The sequence below is a fragment of the Pseudomonas mohnii genome (genome assembly GCF_900105115.1).
Taxonomy (GTDB): domain Bacteria; phylum Pseudomonadota; class Gammaproteobacteria; order Pseudomonadales; family Pseudomonadaceae; genus Aquipseudomonas; species Aquipseudomonas mohnii.
Genome location: NZ_FNRV01000001.1, coordinates 2,452,361 through 2,471,034, shown reverse-complemented (window position 1 = coordinate 2,471,034; position 18,674 = coordinate 2,452,361). Strand labels below are relative to the sequence as shown.

Here is an 18,674-nt window from a genome sequence, read left to right as displayed (position 1 = left end):
TCGCCGACTTCTATAGCTGTGCGTGTCGAGCAACAAAAAAAACCAAACGTAATCGTTCGGAAAAGGAAGTTTCTAATGAAGCGACTATTCTGCTTGGCCGCGATTGCGGCCGCACTGATGGGGCACAGTTTTACCGCACAAGCGGCAGGTGTGGAATTCGGGATCGGCCAGACCAGCGACTCGACCATGACTTATCGATTGGGGATGCAGTTCGATTGGGACAAGAGTTGGTGGCAGAGCGATGTCGGCCGCCTGACCGGTTACTGGAGTGGCGCCTACACCTACTGGGAAGGCGACAAGAGTGCCAGTAACAACAGTCTTTCGTTCTCGCCAGTGTTCGTTTACGAGTTTGCCGGCCAGAGCGTCAAACCGTACGTGGAACTGGGGGTAGGCGTGGCGTTGTTCTCCAACACCCAGGTCGAAGACAATCACCTGGGCAGCGCCTTCCAGTTTGAGGACCGCTTGGGTTTTGGTCTGCGTTTTGCCGGCGGGCATGAAGTCGGTATTCGGGCCACGCATTATTCCAACGCAGGGATGACCAACCCGAACGACGGCACAGAGAGTTACGCGTTGCACTATACGATGCCGTTGTAACGATCACGGCCTGGACAATTTGTCGTGGCCCTCTGTGGGAGCCAACTGGCCCCCACAGAGCGCACATTCAGCGATACGCCGTGGAAATGCCCTGGCGCTCATCGATGCATTCAGGCGCTCCCATCTCGAATTCCCGGCAGATCAGCGGGCGCTTTTCGTAGATGGTGCACATCATCGTGTTGCGATCCAGCGCGGCGCACCAGCCGTCGTCCAGGCGCAGCATGACTTCCCCACCCCAGTCATCGGTATCGATAAACCGCTCGGGCACACCTGTGTCGGTGATCAGCATGACTTCGAGCTGGCAGCAGCAGGCTGCACAGGTCGAGCACGTGACGGCCGGTTCGGCGATTTGCGTGTGAGGTATGGTTTTCATGGCGCGCAGTGTAAGTCAGTCGCCCGCCGCTGTGTGAACACTCAGACGGGACGCCTAGTCATCAAGCATCGAAGCGACCCAACAGTGGCGCCGTGATTGCCGAAGGCTTGGCCAGCAGCAGTTGCGCGGTACCAATGGTGCGCTCCATAAAGCCGCCTTCGCAGTAGCACAGGTAAAACTCCCACAGTCGCAGGAAATAGTCGTCGTAACCCAGCTCACTCAAGCGACCCTGGGCGCGGCGAAAATTCTCACGCCACATGCGTAGGGTCCGGGCGTAATGCAGGCCGAAGTCCTCCATGTGCAGCAGGTTCATGTCGGTGTCGCGACTCACGATCTCCAGCATCTTCTGGACACAGGGCAAGGCGCCGCCGGGGAAGATGTAGCGTTGAATGAAATCGACGCTGTTCTTGGCCTGTTCATAGCGCTGCTCGCGGATGGTGATGGCTTGCAACAGCATCAGACCGTTGCTCTTGAGCAGCTGAGCGCACTGCTTGAAGTAGGTCGGCAGGAAGCGATGGCCGACAGCCTCGATCATCTCGATCGACACCAGTTTGTCGTATTGGCCGGTGAGGTCGCGGTAGTCCTTGAGCAGCAACGTGACCTGATCTTGCAGTCCGAGGGCATCGATACGTTGTGCGGTGAAGGCATATTGCTCTTTGGACAAGGTGGTGGTGGTGACTTTGCAGCCGTAGTGTTGGGCCGCGTACAGCGCCATGCTGCCCCAGCCGGTGCCGATCTCCAGCAAGTGATCCGTTGGTTTGAGGGCAAGCTTCTGGCAAATCCGCTGCAGTTTGTTCAACTGCGCCTGTTCAAGGCTGTCTTCATCGGTCAAAAACTGCGCCGCCGAATACATCATTGTCGGGTCGAGAAACTGCTCAAACAGGTCATTACCCAGGTCGTAATGGGCGGCGATGTTTTTCTGCGAGCCCTTGCGTGTGTTTCGATTAAGCCAGTGCAGGCCCTGAATCAGCGGCCGACCAAGTTTCGCCAGGCCACCTTCGAGGCCATCGAGCACTTCAAGATTGCTGACGAACACCCGCACCACCGAGGTCAGGTCCGGCGAACTCCAGTAGCCATGGATAAACGCTTCGCCCGCGCCAATCGAACCGTTGCTCGCCACCATTCCCCAGGCCGCGGCATCGAGGATATGGATCTCCCCCAGCAATTCATGGCTGGAACTGCCGAACACATGGCGTACGCCGTCTTCGATCAGCACCAACTGTCCGTGTTTGAGTTGCGTCAATTGCCGAAGCACGCCGCGACGCAGCAGCGATCCGGTCAGGCCCTGGGTGTTTAACAAGTTAGCTTTGGCCGAGAAGCTAGAGGCTTTCATGGTGGCGATCCTTGGGCAGGGTGGTGGCGATCTGAACGTTGCCGTCGGCCTTCTGATGAGCAAACAACGGTACGCGCTTGAGCAACAGGCGCAGGGCTTGCCAATAGATGGCCAGGGCAGTTTTCGCGGTCATCCATGGAAAGCGCCGCAAGTAACGGTGCAGGCTGGCGCGATCGAGGGGTTCGCGTTCGAGCGTGAGCGTGGCGTCGAACAGTTTTTCTTCGCCCTGCCAGTCGGCCAAGTGCACGCCAATGCGTTTGGCCACCGGACTGAAGCTCATGCGGTACTGGATATCGCGCGGCAGGAAGGGCGATACGTGAAAAGCCTTGGGCACGGCAAAGTGTTGATGGAAATCCGACAGGTCCTGCGGTGCCCTGGCAGGCAACACGTAGTGATAGCGCTCGCGCCAAGGCGTGTTACTGACTTCGCAGACGATTGCCGCCAGTTGCCCATCGGCTTCATGGCAATAGAAAAAACTCACCGGATTGAACGACAAGCCCCAACTGCGCGGTTGGGTCAGCAGGCAGATCGAGCCTTGCGGCACATGGCCAATGGCTTCGCTGACCAGTTGGCGTACGGCGTCGATCAGGCGCATGCCGTTCCCGGTGTACGCCTTGAGGTAATCGCGTTCACGAAATGAAAACGGCGCAAAGCGGCTGACCCCCGCCAATCCTGACAGGCCGAGCACCGCATCCTGTTCATCGAGGTCCAGGTACAGCAGGCCGATCCGATAGCGGAAGGCGTGGTGCCGAGGGGCAAAGCGCCGATGGGCGATCCAGCCGCTGTAAAGGGCGCTGTTCACAGGTGTTCTCCAAAGGCGCGGGCCACATGCAGGGCGCTGACCACGCCGTCTTCATGGAAACCGTTGGCCCAGTACGCGCCGCAGTACCAGGTGTGCTGCTGCCCGTCCAATTCTCCCCGGCGCGCCTGTGCCGCCACCGCCGCCAGGCTGTATTGCGGGTGGGCGTAGGTGTATTTGGCGAGCACTTTGAACGGGTTGATGGCGGCGCTCTGGTTGAGGCTGACGCAGAACGTCGTGTCGCTCTGGATGCCTTGCAGGATATTCATGTCATAGGTGACGGCGGCAGGTGTATGGCCAGGGCCGCCGAGACGAAAGTTCCAGCTGGCCCAGGCGAGTTTTCGCTGTGGAAGCAGGCGCGAGTCCGTGTGCAACACCACCTCATTGTCGGCGTAGGGCAGGGCGCCGAGGATCGATTGTTCGGCTTCGCTGGGCGCTGCCAGCAGGTGCAAGGCCTGATCGCTGTGGCAGGCGAACACCACCTTGTCAAAGCGCTCGCTCCCGGCGTGACTGTGGATAACGACACCATCCGCATCGCGTTCGACCCGTGTCACTGGGCAGTTGAGGCGGATTTTCTCGCGGAAACTGGCGGTCAATGGCGCGATGTAGGCGCTTGAACCGCCTTCGATGACCTGCCATTGCGGGCGATTGCTCACGGACAGCAAGCCGTGATTCTTGAAAAACCTGACGAACGATTGCAGCGGGAAGGCCAGCATGTCAGCCATGGGCATCGACCAGATCGCCGAGCCCATCGGCACGATGTAGTGCAGGATGAAACGCTCGCCGTAGCCGCCGGCTTTCAAGTAGTCGTCCAGCGTGGTATCGGGCTTGATCCGCTGTTCTTCCAGGTCACGCAGGGCTTGTTTGTTGAAGCGCAGGATGTCCCGCAGCATGCCCCAGAACCCCGGCGACAGCAGGTTGCGGCGCTGGGCGAACAGGCTGTTGAGGTTGTTGCCGTTGTATTCCAGGCCGCTGTCGGGGTCAGTGACCGAGAAGCTCATTTCGGTGGGCTTGAAGCCCACGCCGATCTGGCCCAGCAGACGAATGAAATTCGGATAGGTCCAGTCATTGAAGACGATGAAACCGGTGTCCACGGCATAGCGGTGGCCATCGACGGTCACGTCCACCGTGTGGGTGTGGCCGCCGATCCAGTCGCTGGCCTCGAACAGGGTGATCTCGTGACTGCGATTGAGTAGATACGCACAGGTCAGCCCCGAGATACCGCTGCCGATAATGGCAATGTTCACGGCTCGTCCTTGATCGGTGGATGGCTGCGAACCATGCGTTTGCCGATCGCCAACTTCACTCGGCCGGGCAACTTCGACAAGGGCCAGAGGGCGGCCATGAACAACCCTGGAAACGCGATTTCCAGCGGTCGATCCTTGAGTTTGGCGAAGATGTGCCGCGCGGCTTTATCCGCCGGCCAGCTGAGGGGCATGGGAAAATCGTTTTTTGCGGTCAGGGGGGTGTCGACGAATCCGGGGCTGACCACGGTGACTGCGATGCCTTCCGGTGCCAGATCGATACGCAGCGATTCGAACAAATAACGCATCCCGGCCTTTGAGGCGCCGTAGGCTTCGGCCCGGGGCAACGGCAGGTAGGTCACGGAACTGGCCACGCCCACCAGGTGCGGCGCAGTGCCTGCCCGCAATAGTGGCAGCGCGGCTTCGATGCAATAGCTGCTGGCAAGCAGGTTGGTGCGCACCACATGTTCGATGATCGAGGCATCGAACTGCCGGGCATCCACGTACTCGCAGGTGCCGGCGTTGAGGATCACCGTATCCAGCGAGCCCCAGTCCTTGGCAATCTGTTCGCCGATTTCACGCACGGTCTGGCTGTTGGTCAGGTCTCCCGCCACCACCAGCACTTGTCCCGGATAACGTTGGGACAAGACTTTCAACGGTGCCACCGAGCGTGAGCTGACCGCCAGGTGGGCGCCGGTCTTGAGGATTTCTTCGGCCAACGCGGCGCCAATACCGCTGCTGGCGCCGGTCAGCCAGTATCTTCGTGGAGGTGTAATGCTCATCCCATTCTCCTTTTCAGCCAGGCAATCGCCCGGCCCAATACCGGTAGATGTTCATAAAGCAGTGCCCCGGCATCGAAGTAATCCCGGTGGCAATAAACCTTGTCGCGCCAGCGCAGGTGCGAACAACCGTCGACCCGGATCAGCCGGCCGCCCGCCAGGCGCGGATGGCGGTAACTCATGACCCAGCGTAAATAGCCTTCGCCTTCAGCGATCTGGTCGAAACCATGAAAGTCGAAGCGCAGCTCGTTGACGTTGGCGTAAAGCTCGGCGAAGTAGCCGCGCAGTTGCCCGAGACCCTGCACTTCGTGCAGCGGATCGGTGAAGCGCACGTCGTCGGTGTACAACTCGCCGAGGCGTTGCAGATTGTCTTTATCCAATTGCGCAAACCGCTGGGCGAACTGGCGCAGGAAGCTACTCATCCTGACCTCCGGCGTTCTGGCGCGACGGCAGGTTCTTGAATGCCGCCAGTGCGCGAGCACGGGACGCGCTCAGGTCGACGATCGGGGACGGATAATCCGCCACGCCGAACAAGCCGCCGAGTTTCGCCGGGTTGTGCACTTCCTTTTTGTTCAGCCCGGCCAGTTCCGGCAACCAGTGCTTGATGAACACGCCTTCGGCGTCGAATTTTTCCGACTGGCTCAGCGGGTTGAAAATCCGGAAGTAGGGCGCCGAATCGGTGCCGGTCGATGAACTCCATTGCCAGCCGCCGTTGTTCGCGGCCAGGTCACCATCGATCAGGTGACGCATGAAAAAGCGTTCGCCCTCGCGCCAGTCGATCAACAGGTTCTTGGTCAGGAACATCGCCACCACCATGCGCAGGCGGTTGTGCATCCATCCGGTTTCCAGCAATTGGCGCATGGCCGCGTCGATGATGGGTACGCCGGTACGCGCTTCTTGCCAGGCCGCCAGTTCTTCTGGAGCGTCGCGCCAGGCCAGGGCTTCGGTTTCCGGGCGGAAGGCGCGGTGACGGGAGACCCGTGGGTAGCCCACCAGAATGTGTTTGTAGAACTCGCGCCACAGCAGCTCATTGATCCAGGTGACAGCGCCGACCTTGCCGCTTTCGAATTCGCCCTGATTGCTTTGCAGCGCCGCGTGCAAGCACTGGCGAGGGGAAATCACCCCGGCGGCGAGGTACGCCGAGAGTTGGCTGGTGCCGGGTTTTGCCGGGAAGTCACGCTCGCTCTGGTAGTAGTCGATCTGGGCATCGGCGAAGGTGTCGAGGCGGCGGCGGGCTTCGATTTCACCGGCCGGCCACAGTGCGCGCAGGCGTTCGCCGGGTGTATCGAAACCCTGGATCTGTGCCGGGATCGCGTCGCTGATGATGTTCAGCGGCGCTTGGGCCATTGGTGCGCTGACCAGGCGGGGCAATGATTGATGCAGGCGTTCGTAGCACACCTTGCGGAATTGGCTGAAGACCTGGAAGTAGCTGCCCGTCTTGGTCAGTACGCTGCCTGGCTTGAACAGCAGTTGATCCAGGTAACGGCGGGCGTCGATGCCTTGGGCCTTGAGCCGATCGGCCACCGCGGCATCGCGGCGGGTTTCATGCAGGCCGTACTCTTCGTTGAAGTGCACGGCGTCGACGTTCAACTGCCGGCACAGGTCCAGCAGCACCTGGGGTGCATCGTCCCAGCGCGGGGCGTTGCGGATCAGCAGTGGAATGTTCAGTTCGCCCAAAGCCTGGCTCAGCGTCTTCAGGTTACGTAACCAGAAGTCGACTTTGCACGGCGCGTCATCGTGTTCCAGCCATTGCTCCGGGCTCGGCAGATACACCGCCACGCAGGGGCCAGCGGCAGCGGCGGCCGAAAGTGCGGTGTTGTCGTTCACGCGCAAGTCACTGCGCAACCAGATCAATTGCATGGGAGTGCCCGCATTAAATAAGCCCGCGCTGAACCAGTACTTGATGAGCTGCCAAAGGATCTTCAGCCACGTACAGATCAGCGATCTCTGATGTTTTTACGGACAACTCGGCGTGGTGGATGCATACCGTTGGTCCGGCGATTATTTTTGGGCAACTGACGCCATTGAAAAGTTTCGGCAACTGCGAAGGGTTTATGGCTTTGCTGGAATACAGCAGGACGCCACGGGGTTGCAGATGATCGACCGCCAGCGCCAGTTCGCCGGCGGGTAGGGGCCAGTCGAACACTTCCACCGGGCAATCGGCACTGCTGATCAGCCACGCGGTCAGCCACAGGTGAGGTTCCAGGGGCAGGTCAGAGTGGTTGATCAACATCAACGGCGCGGTGTGTAGCTGACGATTGTTATGGTAGATGCGCGCGCCGAATTTGCTGCGCAGCCAGGAATAAACAAACACTCGCTCCATTTGCGCACCGAACTGGCCTTGCCAGCGTTGCTCCAGCTCGGTGAGCAATGGCATCAGCAGTTGCTCGCACAAGGTCCGCGGTGGATACAGGGCCATGACCTGGTTGACGGTGTCATCCAGTGTGCGCTCGGACAACGTCGCAACGGCTTGCAACAAGGTCTGGCGAAGACGCTGCCAATCGTTCTCCGCGGACTCGCTGAAGTCTTGCGGGGTGTCGAGCAATTGCTTGACCTGGCTGACGGCTACGCCGCGATTGAGCCAGGTGAGGATGGTCAGGATGCGTTGCACATGTTCGGTCGAGAACAGTCGATGCCCCTTGGGCGTGCGTTGCGGCACGATCAGGCCATAGCGTCGCTCCCAGGCGCGCAAGGTGATGGCGTTGACCCCGGTTTGCCGGGCCACTTCGCGGATCGGCAGCCAGCCCTCATCCAGGGCTTTCTTGAAATCGGCGCCAAGGTCTTCGCTGGCGCTACTGTCGAGTGGGGCTTTCATCAGATGGCGTTTCGCAGGCTGAGGTTTTCCGGGTGCGGTTGCAGGTAAACCTGCTGCGCGATGTACGGGTCCGGGTGCTGGCGAAAGTAGTGCTTGAGCAGCGTCAGCGGCACCACCAATGGCACGATGCCGTGGCGGTACTGGCCAATGACGTGTTGCACTTCCTGTTTATCCTCAGCGCTGATTGCCTGTTTCAAGTAACCGCTGATGTGATGCAGAACGTTGGTGTGGGTGCGGCGGGTCGCGCATTTTTTCAGGGCCGCCATCAACTCGCTGAAATAGCGCGGGCCAAGCACCTTCGGGTCGGTGCGGCCCATGCTGCCCAGCAGATTGCCCAGGGTTTTGTATTGCACCGGGTTGTGGGCCATCAGCAGGTATTTGTAGCGCGAGTGGAAGTCTGTGAGACCGCGTCGAGTCAGGCCTTCTTTCAGCAATTGCTGCCATTCGCTGTAGGCGAATACACGGGTGAGAAAGTTTTCGCGCAGCACCGGGTCGTTGAGTCGGCCGTCTTCTTCCACCGGCAAATCCGGATGCAAAGCGCAAAATGCCTGGGCATAGATGCCTTGGCCGCCACCGTCCTGCGGTGCGCCATTGGCGCGGTAGACCTTGACCCGCTCCAGTCCGCAGGACGGCGATTTCTGCATAAAAATGTAGCCACAGATATCGCTCAGCTCTGCTGCCATCGTCCGGCCGTAATCGGCCAGCGGTCGGGTGACATTGATCTCGCGGTTGATCGTGCCGACGGCTTCGGGTTGATTCGGATCACCCACCAGCCGGATCGGCTCCCGGGGAATGCCCAGGCCAATCGCGACTTCCGGGCAGACCGGCACGAAATCGAAGTAGTCGGTGAGGACACGGCTGCACAGTCGCGATTCCTTGTGCCCGCCGTTGTAGCGCACTTCTGCGCCCATCAGGCAGGCGCTGATGGCGATTTTTGGTTTGGCAGGAGATGGGAGCATTGGAGCACCTCAAAATCAAAACCTATACAGACGTCACGATCTGTACAACATAGGTTCATCATAGATTCAAAGGTGTACAAGTCAAACAATTTGCACAAGTTTTTCCGAGGAGTGCCTACAGCCAGCCGAACTTCCAGTGATCCTTATCGCAAAGGGCCTGCCACTTGAGCTGTTCGCTGCGTTTGGTCAACACCGCTTGCAACTCGACCTCCAGCACCTCCCCTTCGTCGTTGCGGATCAGCTCGGTCACCAGAAAGTGTTTCTCGCGGTTTTGCGGATGGGCTGCTGTCCATTTCGACAGCAGCAACTTGTTTGGGTTGATGCGGTTCACTGGAGGTGCTCATGCAAGCGGCGGGCGGCTTCCTGACCGCTGAGCCAGGCGCCTTCCACGCGTCCGGACAGGCACCAGTCGCCACACGCATACAGGCCCAGGTCGGCATCGGCCAGGGTGCCCCATTCATGGCTGCTCGCGGGACGGGCATAGAGCCAGCGGTGGGCGAGGCTGAAGCTCGGGGCGGGCATGGCACTGTGCAGCAGCTCGGCGAAGGCGCCGTGCAGTTGTTCGATCACGGCTTCTTTCGGCAGGTCGATGTGTTGGCGACTCCAGGCGCTGGTGGCATGCAACACCCAGGTATCGAGGGTGTTGTCGCGGCCCGGTTTACTGCGGTTGCGTGCCAGCCAGTCCAGCGGACTGTCCTGCACGAAACAGCCTTCCATGGGGGTGTCCAGAGGGGTTTCGAACGCCAGTGCGACCGCCCAGGTAGGGTCCATTTTGACCCCGGCGGCGGCACCGGCAAGCTTCGGCGCGGAGGCCAGCAACGCGGTTGCCTGAGGCGCCGGCGTGGCGATCACCACATGGCTGAAGGGGCCATGGGTGAAGCCTTCGGCGTCTTGCAGGTGCCAGTGTTCTTCGCCGCGATAGACCTCGGTGATGCGACAGGCGAAATGCACTTCCAGGTCGCCGAGCAAAGCGCGGGTTATGGCGCTCATGCGCGGCGTACCGACCCAACGGGTCTGTTCGTCCGGGGACAGGTTGAGCTGGCCGCCATGAAAGGTGTACAGCTGCGGCGTCCATTCGGCGACCCAGCCGTTGGCTTGCCAGCGCTGCACTTCGGTGACGAAGCGGCGATCGCGAGCGGTGAAATATTGTGCGCCCATGTCCAGGGCGCCCGCGTCGCTACGCTTGCTCGACATGCGTCCGCCACTGCCGCGGCTTTTATCGAAAAGTTGAACGACATGCCCTGCATCCGTCAGGGCTTGTGCGGCGGATAATCCGGCAATGCCGGTGCCGATGATCGCGATAGGTACAGTCATAAGGGCCTCGTTTACCTTTCTGTACAGACTACGCCGGGGTTTAAACCTGTACAATATTGTTTTTTGGTATAACTTTTAGCGTTCTCGTTCTGACAGCTTGGCCTATTGTTAAACACAGAGCCTGCCCGATACCAAAAGATCCCTTGCTTATAAAAATAGACTAGTGATCAGGGTAAAACGCCACGTGAGGAAGATGTCATGCACATATTGCTGACCGGCGGTACTGGTTTGATAGGACGTCAGCTCTGCCGACACTGGTCGAGTCAGGGGCATCGCCTGACAGTCTGGAGCCGGACGCCTGAAAAAGTCGCGAAAATCTGTGGCGATCAAGTGCGTGGAATCGCGCGGCTCGAAGACCTGGGCGCCGCCCCCGTCGATGCTGTGGTGAACCTCGCCGGCGCACCGATCGCGGACCGTCCATGGACTCACAAACGCAAAGCCTTGTTGTGGAGCAGCCGTATCACCCTGACTGAAACCTTGCTGACCTGGCTTGAAGGCCGTGAGCACAAGCCACAGGTATTGATTTCCGGGTCGGCGGTCGGTTGGTACGGTGATGGTGGCGAGCGCGAGCTGACCGAGGAATCGCCACCGGTCAACGAAGATTTCGCCAGTCAGTTGTGCATCGCCTGGGAGGAAACCGCGCAGCGCGCCGAGGCTTTGGGGATTCGTGTGATCCTGATACGCACCGGGCTGGTGTTGTCGGCCGAAGGCGGCTTTTTGTCGCGGCTGTTGTTGCCATTCAAATCAGGGTTGGGCGGCCCGATTGGCAATGGTCGCCAGTGGATGCCATGGATCCATATCAACGACCAAATCGCCCTGATTGATTTTCTTCTGCATCGCAATGAAGCCAGCGGTCCATATAATGCCTGCGCACCGAAGCCGGTGCGCAATCGCGAATTTGCCAAAACGTTGGGCAGCGTCCTCCACCGCCCGGCGTTCATGCCGTTGCCGGCCTTTGTATTGAAGATCGGCCTGGGCGAGTTGTCATTGTTACTGCTGGGCGGTCAGCGAGCCACTCCGGTTCGTTTGCTACAGGCGGGTTTCACTTTCCAGTTCACTGATTTGCGCGCGGCCCTGGACGATCTGTCCGGCCGCCTCTGAAATAGGATGTTGCATGACGGATCACGCATTGCTTCTGGTCAACCTGGGCTCGCCAGCCTCCACCTCGGTGGCGGATGTACGCAGCTACCTCAATCAGTTTTTGATGGACCCGTATGTGATCGACCTGCCATGGCCGGTTCGGCGCTTGTTGGTGTCGCTGATCCTGATCAAGCGCCCCGAGCAATCGGCCCATGCCTATGCCTCGATCTGGTGGGAGGAGGGCTCGCCACTGGTGGTGTTCAGCCGTCGCCTGCAACAGGCCGTGACTGCCCACTGGAAGCATGGCCCGGTGGAGCTGGCGATGCGTTATGGCGAACCGTCCATTGAGTCGTCGCTGCTGCGTCTGGTGGCGGCGGGAATCAAGCGAATCACCCTGGCGCCGCTTTATCCACAGTTCGCCGACAGCACCACCACCACTGTGATTGAAGAAGCCAGGCGGGTGGTGCGCGAGAAGAAACTCGACGTGCAACTGTCGGTGCTCCAGCCGTTTTACGATCAGCCGGAATACCTCGACGCCCTGGTGGCCAGCGCCAAACCTTATCTGCAACAGGACTACGATCACCTGTTGTTGAGCTTTCACGGATTGCCTGAGCGCCACCTGACCAAGCTCGATCCGACCGGCCAGCATTGCTTCAAGAATGACGATTGCTGCAGGAATGCTTCGCCGGCCTCCCTGACGACCTGTTACCGCGCCCAATGCCTGCGCAGCGCGGCTGAATTTGCCAAGCGCATGGGCTTGCCGGACGGCAAGTGGTCGGTGTCATTTCAATCGCGACTGGGCCGTGCGAAATGGATTGAACCCTACACCGAAGCGCGCCTCGACGAACTGGCCAAGAGTGGCGTGAAAAAGGTGCTGGTGATGTGCCCGGCGTTCGTCGCTGACTGCATCGAGACACTGGAGGAGATCGGTGATCGCGGACGGGAGCAATTCCTCGAAGCGGGCGGCGAGGAGTTGGTGCTGGTGCCGTGCCTCAACGATGACCCGCAGTGGGCGCGGGCGTTGAGTACGTTGTGCGAGCGAGCGCCGTTGGCGCTGTAGGAATACAACCTGTGGCGAGGGAGCGAGCGCCCTCGCCACAGGGGATCATCTGTTACAGCAGCGGCTCATCCGCCTTCTTGTGCTTCCAGCTGTCATTGCCCGGCAGAATCAGGTTCAGCGCAATCGCCACCACCGCGCACAGCGCGATGCCTTTGAGGCCGAAGTCATCGGGGCCAGTGCCGGTGCCGACCAGTACGCCGCCAATCCCGAACACCAGGGTCACCGACACGATCACCAGGTTGCGTGCTTCGCCCAGGTCGATCTTGTGGCGAATCAGCGTGTTCATGCCCACGGCCGCGATCGAGCCGAACAACAGGCAGAGAATCCCGCCCATCACCGGCACCGGAATGCTTTGCAGCAGTGCGCCGAACTTGCCGATGAACGCCAGGCTGATGGCGAAGATTGCCGCCCAGGTCATGATTTTCGGGTTGTAGTTCTTGGTCAGCATCACGGCGCCGGTGACTTCGGCGTAGGTGGTGTTCGGCGGACCGCCGAACAGGCCGGCAGCAGTGGTGGCAATGCCATCGCCGAGCAGGGTGCGGTGCAGGCCGGGTTTTTTCAGGTAATCGCGACCGGTCACGCTACCCACGGCAATCACACCGCCAATGTGCTCGATGGCCGGAGCCAGGGCCACCGGAACGATGAACAGGATCGCCTGCCAGTTGAATTCCGGCGCAGTGAAGTGCGGGATGGCGAACCAGGGTGCGGCGGCAATTTTCGCGGTATCGACCACGCCAAAGTAGAACGCCATGGCAAACCCCACCAGCACGCCGGAAATGATCGGCACCAGGCGGAAAATGCCTTTGCCGAACACCGCGACGATCAGCGTGGTCAGCAACGCTGGCATCGAGATCATCATCGCCGTCTGGTAATGAATCAGCTCAGTGCCGTCACCGGCCTTGCCCATCGCCATGTTGGCGGCAATCGGCGCCATGGCCAGGCCAATGGAGATGATCACCGGGCCGATGACCACGGGCGGCAGCAAACGGTCGATGAAACCGGTGCCTTTGATCTTCACGGCCAGGCCGAGGAAGGTGTAGACGAAACCGGCTGCCATCACGCCGCCCATGGTCGCGGCCAGGCCGAACTGGCCTTTGGCGAGGATGATCGGGGTGATGAAGGCAAAGCTCGAGGCCAGGAACACCGGCACCTGACGCCCGGTGACGATCTGGAACAGAATCGTCCCCAGGCCGGCGGTAAACAGCGCCACGTTCGGGTCCAGGCCGGTGATCAGCGGCATCAGCACCAAGGCGCCGAAGGCCACGAACAGCATCTGTGCGCCGGACAGTACCGTGCGCCAGAGCGGATCGTTGAACTCATCCTGCATGGTCAAGCGTCCTTCTGCTTGGTGCCGAAGATCTTGTCACCGGCATCGCCCAGGCCCGGGATGATATAACCGTGCTCGTTCAATTTTTCATCGATGGAAGCGGTGTAGATGGTCACGTCCGGGTGAGCTTTCTCGACCACGGCGATGCCTTCCGGCGCGGCCACCAGCACCATGGCGCGGATGTCCTTGCAGCCCGCTTTCTTCAGCAGGTCGATGGTGGCGACCATCGAGCCGCCGGTGGCGAGCATCGGGTCGATGATCATCGCGAGCCGTTCGTCGATTTCAGGTACGAGTTTTTCCAGATAGGTGTGGGCTTCGAGGGTTTCCTCGTTGCGGGCCACGCCCACGGCGCTGACTTTGGCGCCCGGGATCAGGCTCAGCACGCCTTCGAGCATGCCGATGCCGGCGCGCAGGATCGGTACTACAGTGATTTTCTTGCCGGCGATTTTCTCGACCGACACAGTGCCGCACCAACCTTCGATATCGTAGGTTTCCAGCGGCAGGTCTTTGGTGGCTTCATAGGTCAGCAGGGCGCCGACTTCCTGAGCGAGCTCACGGAAATTCTTGGTGCTGATGTCTGCGCGGCGCATCAGGCCAAGTTTATGACGGATCAGCGGATGGCGGATCTCGAGGATGGGCATGGGAAAGGCTCCGGCGGCGGGCAAAAAAACCGGCCTAGATTAATCTATCCGAGGGTGTTGTCCTATAGACATTCAGTACGTTAGTCCACAAACGCTTGATCTGGCCTCGCTTGATGCGTACCTTTGCCCGCTTTTCCCGAATCCGTCACCCCCTGGAGAGCACCATGTCCGCTGATCTCGAGCATATCCGTCAAATCATGCGAGAGGCTGACTGCCTGTACACCGAAGCTGAAGTCGAGGCGGCCATCGCTCGCGTCGGTGCGCACATCAACGAACAACTGGCGGACAGCAATCCGGTGGTGTTCTGTGTGATGAACGGCGGGCTGATTTTCGCCGGCAAACTGCTGACCCATCTGCATTTCCCGCTGGAAGCCTCCTACCTGCACGCCACCCGCTATCGCAACGAAACCAGCGGCGGCGACCTGTTCTGGAAGGCCAAGCCGGAAGTGTCGTTCATCGACCGCGACGTGCTGATCATCGATGACATCCTCGACGAAGGTCACACCCTGGGCGCGATCATCGACTTCTGCAAACACGCCGGCGCGCGCAAAGTGCACACCGCCGTGCTGATCGACAAGGACCATGACCGCAAGGCGCGTCCGGATCTCAAGGCCGATTTCGTGGGGCTGCCATGCATCGACCGTTACATCTTCGGCTACGGCATGGACTACAAAGGCTACTGGCGCAACGCCAACGGGATTTTTGCCGTTAAAGGTATGTAAGACCATGACCAACGCGAGCTTTCTTGATCAAACGCTGTTCGCTGAACTGGCCGAGAAAGCCGCGGCTAATCCTCGCGGGCGTCAACATCACAATTTCCACCAGATGGAAGAGGCTTGTCACCGCATGGCGGTGGGTTTGCAGCCCGCCACCTATATCCCGCCTCACCGGCACCTGGGGGGAAACAAGGCTGAAACCTTGCTGGTGCTCAAGGGGAAGCTGGGCTTGTTGATCTTCGACGAATCCGGTGCAGTGCTGAGCAGGTCGGTCCTGCAGGCCGGTGGTGATTGCGTTGGCGTGGACCTGCCAGCTGGCGTGTTCCATGGTCTGGTGGCGCTGGAGGCCGACAGCCTGATGTTCGAATGCAAGGCCGGTCCTTACCGTCCGGTGGGTGAGGGCGAGCAGGCCCACTGGGCACCGCGTGAAGGTGAACCGGGTGTCGCGGAGTATCACGCCTGGATGCGCGCGCAGTTCGACTGAACCATGACCTGCAGGAGCGAGCCTGCAAGAGATGTGTTCACCCCTCCAGTCCTGTTAGCTCATGCTAGAGTGCTCAGCCCCGATTCCGGAGCCTGTCATGAGCCGTTCGATCCGCTGCTGCGCCGCCCTGTTGCTGACCCTCAGCCTTCCCCTGGCCGCTGCCCCGGCGCCGATGCATGCGCAGTTCCTGCCACCGGATGACCTGACCCTGCGCGATGCCGCGCCTGAGCAGCAGCAACTGATGCAGGTCACCGACTATTCAGTGGTGGTTGGTGCGCAACGCCAGTCCAACCAGCAACCGATTCCGGTCACCTCGCCGCTGTCGATCCGCCTCAAGGGCAAATCCTTGAACAAGGGCGCCACGATCAATCAGGTGCTGGTCAACTTCGACGGCGAAAGCAAAAGCCTGAAAAAACCGGCCTACGACGACAAGAGCAAGACCCTGACGCTCTATTACCCCCTGGCTCATTACCGGGTGGTGATGGACTTGCTGCGCAATGACACGGTGTATTGCCAGTTCCTCAGTTATGCCAATGGCCATATCTGGGCCGATCTTCACACTGGCAGTGTTCGTCCGCGTTGAGTGCCGGGCCCGCGCAGGGGTAAACTGCCCGCCCCGTGAAATGTCTGCGAGCTGGAGTCGGCAATGCGTAAAGATAAGAAACAAGTGATTGGTGACGAGATCGGCGATGAGCAGATCAAGTTGTTCCTCGATTTCGAACCGGTCGACGCCACTTCGCCTTCGTTGCACAAACTGGTCAAGGCTTATCGTGGCCTGCGTATCGATGATTTCGAGCGTTTTCTGACGTTCTTCGTCGAGGCCGGTCTGGACCTGAACGGCAAGGACGAGCACGGCAATGATTTTGTCGCCCTGATCAAGGATCAGCGCAACGCAGCGGATTACATCGAGCTGATCGAGAAAGCGCGCGGCTGATTTGTAGCGAGGGAGCAAGCTCCGTCGCCACAACGATAGGTTGACCGCCCATAAAAAAACGCCCCGCTCTCAATGAGAACGGGGCGTTTTTTGTGTGGCTCAATCAAGCGTAGCTTTCGGTTTCGCTGCTTGCTTCAACCAGTTCCAGCGCGACGTTGTTCTGCGCGTTGATCTTGCGATACAGCGCCGCGTCGGTTTCCAGGACTTTCTCACGGGCCGGGAAGATTTCTGCCAGTTTGGCAGCCCATTCGCCCTTGGCTTTGCCCGGGAAGCATTTTTCGATCAGCTCGATCATGATCGAAACGGTCACCGAGGCACCCGGCGAAGCGCCGAGCAGCGCGGCCAGGGAACCGTCCTTGGCGGCGACCAGTTCGGTGCCGAATTGCAGGACGCCACCTTTCTTCGGGTCTTTCTTGATGATCTGTACCCGTTGGCCAGCCACTTCCAGGCGCCAGTCTTCGGCTTTCGCCTCCGGGTAGAAGCGGCGCAGGGATTCCAGACGCTGTTCCATCGATTGCATCACTTCGCTGACCAGGTACTTGGTCAGGTCCATGTTGTTTTTCGCCACGGCGAGCATCGGGCCGATGTTGCCGGCGCGAACCGACATCGGCAGGTCCATGAAGGAACCGTGCTTGAGGAACTTGGTGGTGAAACCGGCATAAGGTCCGAACAGCAGGGACTTCTTGCCATCGACGACCCGGGTGTCCAGGTGCGGTACGGACATCGGTGGCGAACCCACGGCAGCCTGGCTGTAGACCTTGGCCTGGTGATGCTTGACCACTTCCGGGTTGTCGCAACGCAGCCATTGGCCACTGATCGGGAAGCCGCCGAAGCCTTTGCTCTCTTCGATGCCCGAAGCTTGCAGCAGTGGCAACGCCGCGCCGCCAGCACCGAGGAAAACGAATTTGGCATCGACATCACGGGAGCTGCCGCTGTTGACGTCCTTGATGCTGACGGTCCAGCCGCCGTTATTGCGCTTCAGGCCGGTCACACGCTTGCAGTACTTGACCTGGGCATCGGGTGCGCTGGTCAGGTGCTTGAGCAACTGGTTGGTCAGGGCGCCGAAGTTGACGTCGGTGCCATTGATCACGCGGGTGGCGGCGAGGGTTTCGCCAGGGTCGCGGCCAGGCATCATCAATGGCATCCACTCTGCCATTTTAGCCTTGTCTTCGGTGTACTCCATGCTGGAGAAGGCGTGGTGCTTGCTCAGCACCTTGAAGCGTTCCTTGAGGAACGACACGCCACTTTCACCCTGCACGAAGCTCAGGTGTGGAACCGGGCTGATGAATGATTTGCATGAGCCGAACGTGCCTTTCTTGGTCAGGTACGACCAGAATTGCTTCGACACCTCGAACTGGGTGTTGATGTGCACGGCCTTCTTGATGTCGACGGTGCCATCGGCAGCCTGCGGCGTGTAGTTCAACTCGCACAGGCCAGCGTGACCGGTGCCGGCGTTGTTCCAAGGGTTTGAACTTTCCGCAGCACCGGAATCCATCAGCTCGACGACTTCCAGCTTGATCGCGGGGTCGAGCTCTTTGAGCAGTACCGCGAGGGTGGCACTCATGATGCCGGCCCCAACCAGTACTACGTCGACTGCTTCGTTATGCGCCATTTAACGCGTCTCCAAAATCTGCAGCACCAAATTGACGGCATGGCTGCCAGGCGTTCCGGGGCGTGTCAGTGATGCCCCAGGTACTCATGGCCAGGATTGCCATGTCCGAATCTTCGCAATTTTTCGCAACTTCGACGGACGCTACCTGCCGGGCCTATGAGCCATATGAACTCATTTCAGCGCGCGGGAGGCAATTCGACTTATGGTCGATACATCCGTTTGTGCAACCAAATCCGTAGCGGACAGGCTTCAGGCTCCGGTGTTCGAGGAGTACTCGATCCTGTGTCGTTGGGCTGTTGTAGACGCTAATGGTGCATGTTCAGACGCAAAACTATTCATTTGCTCGCCACACTCTTGTGAAGTTGTGAAAACCCGTTTTTTTCACGCTCTTTTGAAGACGTGAACCTCAAAAAAGGGCTGTCCCAGCCTGGCACCGTGCCCGGATGGCTTGCCGCCAGGGAAACCATGGCAGGCAAAACGGGCAAACAGCTCAGTGACCGAGCGTAATGACAGCTCTACAGATTCGCGGTAAGTGGAGGTTTTGCCGAAGAAAACAGCAAGCGCGCCAGCTTCACTCGATCTGTGTGGGCGGCTCTCTGTGGGCGGTGCG

At 59.8% G+C, this 18,674-nt stretch carries 21 protein-coding genes; 7 read left to right on the top strand and 14 right to left on the bottom strand.

Features of this window, described 5'->3' with window-relative positions; all coding sequences use genetic code 11:
* Window positions 1-75: 75 nt before the first annotated feature.
* The gene (locus BLV61_RS11560) at window positions 76-594 is read left to right on the top strand and encodes an acyloxyacyl hydrolase (RefSeq protein WP_090465038.1); all 519 of its coding nucleotides are present in this window, start codon (window positions 76-78) and stop codon (window positions 592-594) included.
* 67 nt (window positions 595-661) lie between these two features.
* Here the strand turns inward: BLV61_RS11560 and BLV61_RS11555 are convergent, their stop codons facing one another.
* The 11 genes from BLV61_RS11555 to BLV61_RS11505 all read right to left on the bottom strand — a co-directional run bounded on the left by BLV61_RS11555 (window position 662) and on the right by BLV61_RS11505 (window position 10,210).
* Complete coding sequence (locus tag BLV61_RS11555; RefSeq protein ID WP_007981864.1) at window positions 662-967, bottom strand: YkgJ family cysteine cluster protein; 306 nt, start codon at window positions 965-967, stop codon at window positions 662-664.
* Window positions 968-1,028: 61 nt separating this feature from the next.
* On the bottom strand, window positions 1,029-2,300 hold the full coding sequence (locus BLV61_RS11550) for an SAM-dependent methyltransferase (protein ID WP_047533155.1): 1,272 nt from the start codon (window positions 2,298-2,300) through the stop codon (window positions 1,029-1,031).
* Entirely contained in the window at window positions 2,287-3,102 is an 816-nt protein-coding gene (locus BLV61_RS11545) for a DUF1365 domain-containing protein (protein ID WP_090465035.1), read from the bottom strand. Before BLV61_RS11545 ends, BLV61_RS11550 begins: the two co-directional genes overlap by 14 nt.
* Window positions 3,099-4,346: an NAD(P)/FAD-dependent oxidoreductase gene (locus BLV61_RS11540; protein ID WP_090465032.1), complete on the bottom strand. Its 1,248-nt coding sequence runs from the start codon at window positions 4,344-4,346 to the stop codon at window positions 3,099-3,101. The genes BLV61_RS11545 and BLV61_RS11540 overlap by 4 nt, the downstream gene beginning before the upstream one ends.
* Window positions 4,343-5,125 (bottom strand): SDR family NAD(P)-dependent oxidoreductase, encoded by a 783-nt coding sequence (locus BLV61_RS11535; protein WP_090465029.1) that lies wholly within the window; start codon window positions 5,123-5,125, stop codon window positions 4,343-4,345. The genes BLV61_RS11540 and BLV61_RS11535 overlap by 4 nt, the downstream gene beginning before the upstream one ends.
* Window positions 5,122-5,544, bottom strand: a complete 423-nt coding sequence (locus tag BLV61_RS11530; RefSeq protein ID WP_090465026.1) for a nuclear transport factor 2 family protein — start codon at window positions 5,542-5,544, stop codon at window positions 5,122-5,124. The genes BLV61_RS11535 and BLV61_RS11530 overlap by 4 nt, the downstream gene beginning before the upstream one ends.
* Window positions 5,537-6,982 carry a deoxyribodipyrimidine photo-lyase gene (gene phrB / locus BLV61_RS11525; protein ID WP_090465024.1) on the bottom strand — a complete coding sequence of 482 codons (1,446 nt, stop codon included), beginning with the start codon at window positions 6,980-6,982 and terminating at the stop codon, window positions 5,537-5,539. Before phrB ends, BLV61_RS11530 begins: the two co-directional genes overlap by 8 nt.
* Before the next feature lie 13 nt (window positions 6,983-6,995).
* Entirely contained in the window at window positions 6,996-7,937 is a 942-nt protein-coding gene (locus BLV61_RS11520) for a MerR family transcriptional regulator (protein ID WP_047533136.1), read from the bottom strand.
* Window positions 7,937-8,896, bottom strand: coding sequence for a YbgA family protein (locus tag BLV61_RS11515; RefSeq protein ID WP_047533131.1), 960 nt, complete (start codon window positions 8,894-8,896; stop codon window positions 7,937-7,939). The genes BLV61_RS11520 and BLV61_RS11515 overlap by 1 nt, the downstream gene beginning before the upstream one ends.
* Window positions 8,897-9,011: 115 nt before the next feature.
* Window positions 9,012-9,227, bottom strand: a complete 216-nt coding sequence (locus BLV61_RS11510; protein ID WP_047533127.1) for a TIGR02450 family Trp-rich protein — start codon at window positions 9,225-9,227, stop codon at window positions 9,012-9,014.
* On the bottom strand, window positions 9,224-10,210 hold the full coding sequence (locus BLV61_RS11505) for an NAD(P)/FAD-dependent oxidoreductase (protein ID WP_047533123.1): 987 nt from the start codon (window positions 10,208-10,210) through the stop codon (window positions 9,224-9,226). Before BLV61_RS11505 ends, BLV61_RS11510 begins: the two co-directional genes overlap by 4 nt.
* A 198-nt stretch (window positions 10,211-10,408) precedes the next feature.
* Between BLV61_RS11505 and BLV61_RS11500 the strand changes: the two genes are divergently transcribed.
* The gene (locus BLV61_RS11500; RefSeq protein WP_047533118.1) at window positions 10,409-11,311 is read left to right on the top strand and encodes a TIGR01777 family oxidoreductase; all 903 of its coding nucleotides are present in this window, start codon (window positions 10,409-10,411) and stop codon (window positions 11,309-11,311) included.
* Between the two features lie 13 nt (window positions 11,312-11,324).
* The gene (gene hemH, locus BLV61_RS11495) at window positions 11,325-12,350 is read left to right on the top strand and encodes a ferrochelatase (protein ID WP_090465021.1); all 1,026 of its coding nucleotides are present in this window, start codon (window positions 11,325-11,327) and stop codon (window positions 12,348-12,350) included.
* A gap of 52 nt (window positions 12,351-12,402) precedes the next feature.
* On the opposite strand, the gene BLV61_RS11490 is transcribed toward hemH, so the two are convergent.
* On the bottom strand, window positions 12,403-13,677 hold the full coding sequence (locus tag BLV61_RS11490) for a uracil-xanthine permease family protein (RefSeq protein ID WP_047533114.1): 1,275 nt from the start codon (window positions 13,675-13,677) through the stop codon (window positions 12,403-12,405).
* 2 nt (window positions 13,678-13,679) lie between these two features.
* Complete coding sequence (upp, locus tag BLV61_RS11485; RefSeq protein ID WP_047533111.1) at window positions 13,680-14,318, bottom strand: uracil phosphoribosyltransferase; 639 nt, start codon at window positions 14,316-14,318, stop codon at window positions 13,680-13,682.
* 164 nt (window positions 14,319-14,482) lie between these two features.
* Between upp and BLV61_RS11480 the strand changes: the two genes are divergently transcribed.
* The 4 genes from BLV61_RS11480 (at window position 14,483) to BLV61_RS11465 (ending at window position 16,452) form a co-directional block, all read left to right on the top strand.
* Window positions 14,483-15,040 (top strand): hypoxanthine-guanine phosphoribosyltransferase, encoded by a 558-nt coding sequence (locus tag BLV61_RS11480; protein ID WP_090465018.1) that lies wholly within the window; start codon window positions 14,483-14,485, stop codon window positions 15,038-15,040.
* A gap of 4 nt (window positions 15,041-15,044) precedes the next feature.
* Complete coding sequence (locus BLV61_RS11475) at window positions 15,045-15,518, top strand: WbuC family cupin fold metalloprotein (protein WP_090465015.1); 474 nt, start codon at window positions 15,045-15,047, stop codon at window positions 15,516-15,518.
* A gap of 97 nt (window positions 15,519-15,615) precedes the next feature.
* Window positions 15,616-16,101, top strand: coding sequence for a hypothetical protein (locus tag BLV61_RS11470; RefSeq protein ID WP_090465012.1), 486 nt, complete (start codon window positions 15,616-15,618; stop codon window positions 16,099-16,101).
* A gap of 63 nt (window positions 16,102-16,164) precedes the next feature.
* On the top strand, window positions 16,165-16,452 hold the full coding sequence (locus BLV61_RS11465) for a PA4642 family protein (protein WP_090465008.1): 288 nt from the start codon (window positions 16,165-16,167) through the stop codon (window positions 16,450-16,452).
* A gap of 103 nt (window positions 16,453-16,555) precedes the next feature.
* Here the strand turns inward: BLV61_RS11465 and mqo are convergent, their stop codons facing one another.
* Window positions 16,556-18,064, bottom strand: a complete 1,509-nt coding sequence (gene mqo / locus BLV61_RS11460; RefSeq protein WP_047533102.1) for a malate dehydrogenase (quinone) — start codon at window positions 18,062-18,064, stop codon at window positions 16,556-16,558.
* Between the last annotated feature and the right edge of the window lie 610 nt (window positions 18,065-18,674).

Excerpts from the sequence above, each read along its gene's own strand:
- BLV61_RS11515 (WP_047533131.1), bottom strand. The coding sequence starts at position 8,896 with ATGCTCCCATCTCCTGCCAAACCAAAAATCGCCATCAGCGCCTGCCTG.
- mqo (WP_047533102.1), bottom strand. The coding sequence starts at position 18,064 with ATGGCGCATAACGAAGCAGTCGACGTAGTACTGGTTGGGGCCGGCATC.
- BLV61_RS11535 (WP_090465029.1), bottom strand. The coding sequence starts at position 5,125 with ATGAGCATTACACCTCCACGAAGATACTGGCTGACCGGCGCCAGCAGC.
- upp (WP_047533111.1), bottom strand. The coding sequence starts at position 14,318 with ATGCCCATCCTCGAGATCCGCCATCCGCTGATCCGTCATAAACTTGGC.
- BLV61_RS11530 (WP_090465026.1), bottom strand. The coding sequence starts at position 5,544 with ATGAGTAGCTTCCTGCGCCAGTTCGCCCAGCGGTTTGCGCAATTGGAT.
- hemH (WP_090465021.1), top strand. The coding sequence starts at position 11,325 with ATGACGGATCACGCATTGCTTCTGGTCAACCTGGGCTCGCCAGCCTCC.
- phrB (WP_090465024.1), bottom strand. The coding sequence starts at position 6,982 with ATGCAATTGATCTGGTTGCGCAGTGACTTGCGCGTGAACGACAACACC.
- BLV61_RS11505 (WP_047533123.1), bottom strand. The coding sequence starts at position 10,210 with ATGACTGTACCTATCGCGATCATCGGCACCGGCATTGCCGGATTATCC.
- BLV61_RS11500 (WP_047533118.1), top strand. The coding sequence starts at position 10,409 with ATGCACATATTGCTGACCGGCGGTACTGGTTTGATAGGACGTCAGCTC.
- BLV61_RS11480 (WP_090465018.1), top strand. The coding sequence starts at position 14,483 with ATGTCCGCTGATCTCGAGCATATCCGTCAAATCATGCGAGAGGCTGAC.
- BLV61_RS11490 (WP_047533114.1), bottom strand. The coding sequence starts at position 13,677 with ATGCAGGATGAGTTCAACGATCCGCTCTGGCGCACGGTACTGTCCGGC.
- BLV61_RS11520 (WP_047533136.1), bottom strand. The coding sequence starts at position 7,937 with ATGAAAGCCCCACTCGACAGTAGCGCCAGCGAAGACCTTGGCGCCGAT.
- BLV61_RS11550 (WP_047533155.1), bottom strand. The coding sequence starts at position 2,300 with ATGAAAGCCTCTAGCTTCTCGGCCAAAGCTAACTTGTTAAACACCCAG.
- BLV61_RS11475 (WP_090465015.1), top strand. The coding sequence starts at position 15,045 with ATGACCAACGCGAGCTTTCTTGATCAAACGCTGTTCGCTGAACTGGCC.
- BLV61_RS11560 (WP_090465038.1), top strand. The coding sequence starts at position 76 with ATGAAGCGACTATTCTGCTTGGCCGCGATTGCGGCCGCACTGATGGGG.
- BLV61_RS11470 (WP_090465012.1), top strand. The coding sequence starts at position 15,616 with ATGAGCCGTTCGATCCGCTGCTGCGCCGCCCTGTTGCTGACCCTCAGC.
- BLV61_RS11555 (WP_007981864.1), bottom strand. The coding sequence starts at position 967 with ATGAAAACCATACCTCACACGCAAATCGCCGAACCGGCCGTCACGTGC.
- BLV61_RS11465 (WP_090465008.1), top strand. The coding sequence starts at position 16,165 with ATGCGTAAAGATAAGAAACAAGTGATTGGTGACGAGATCGGCGATGAG.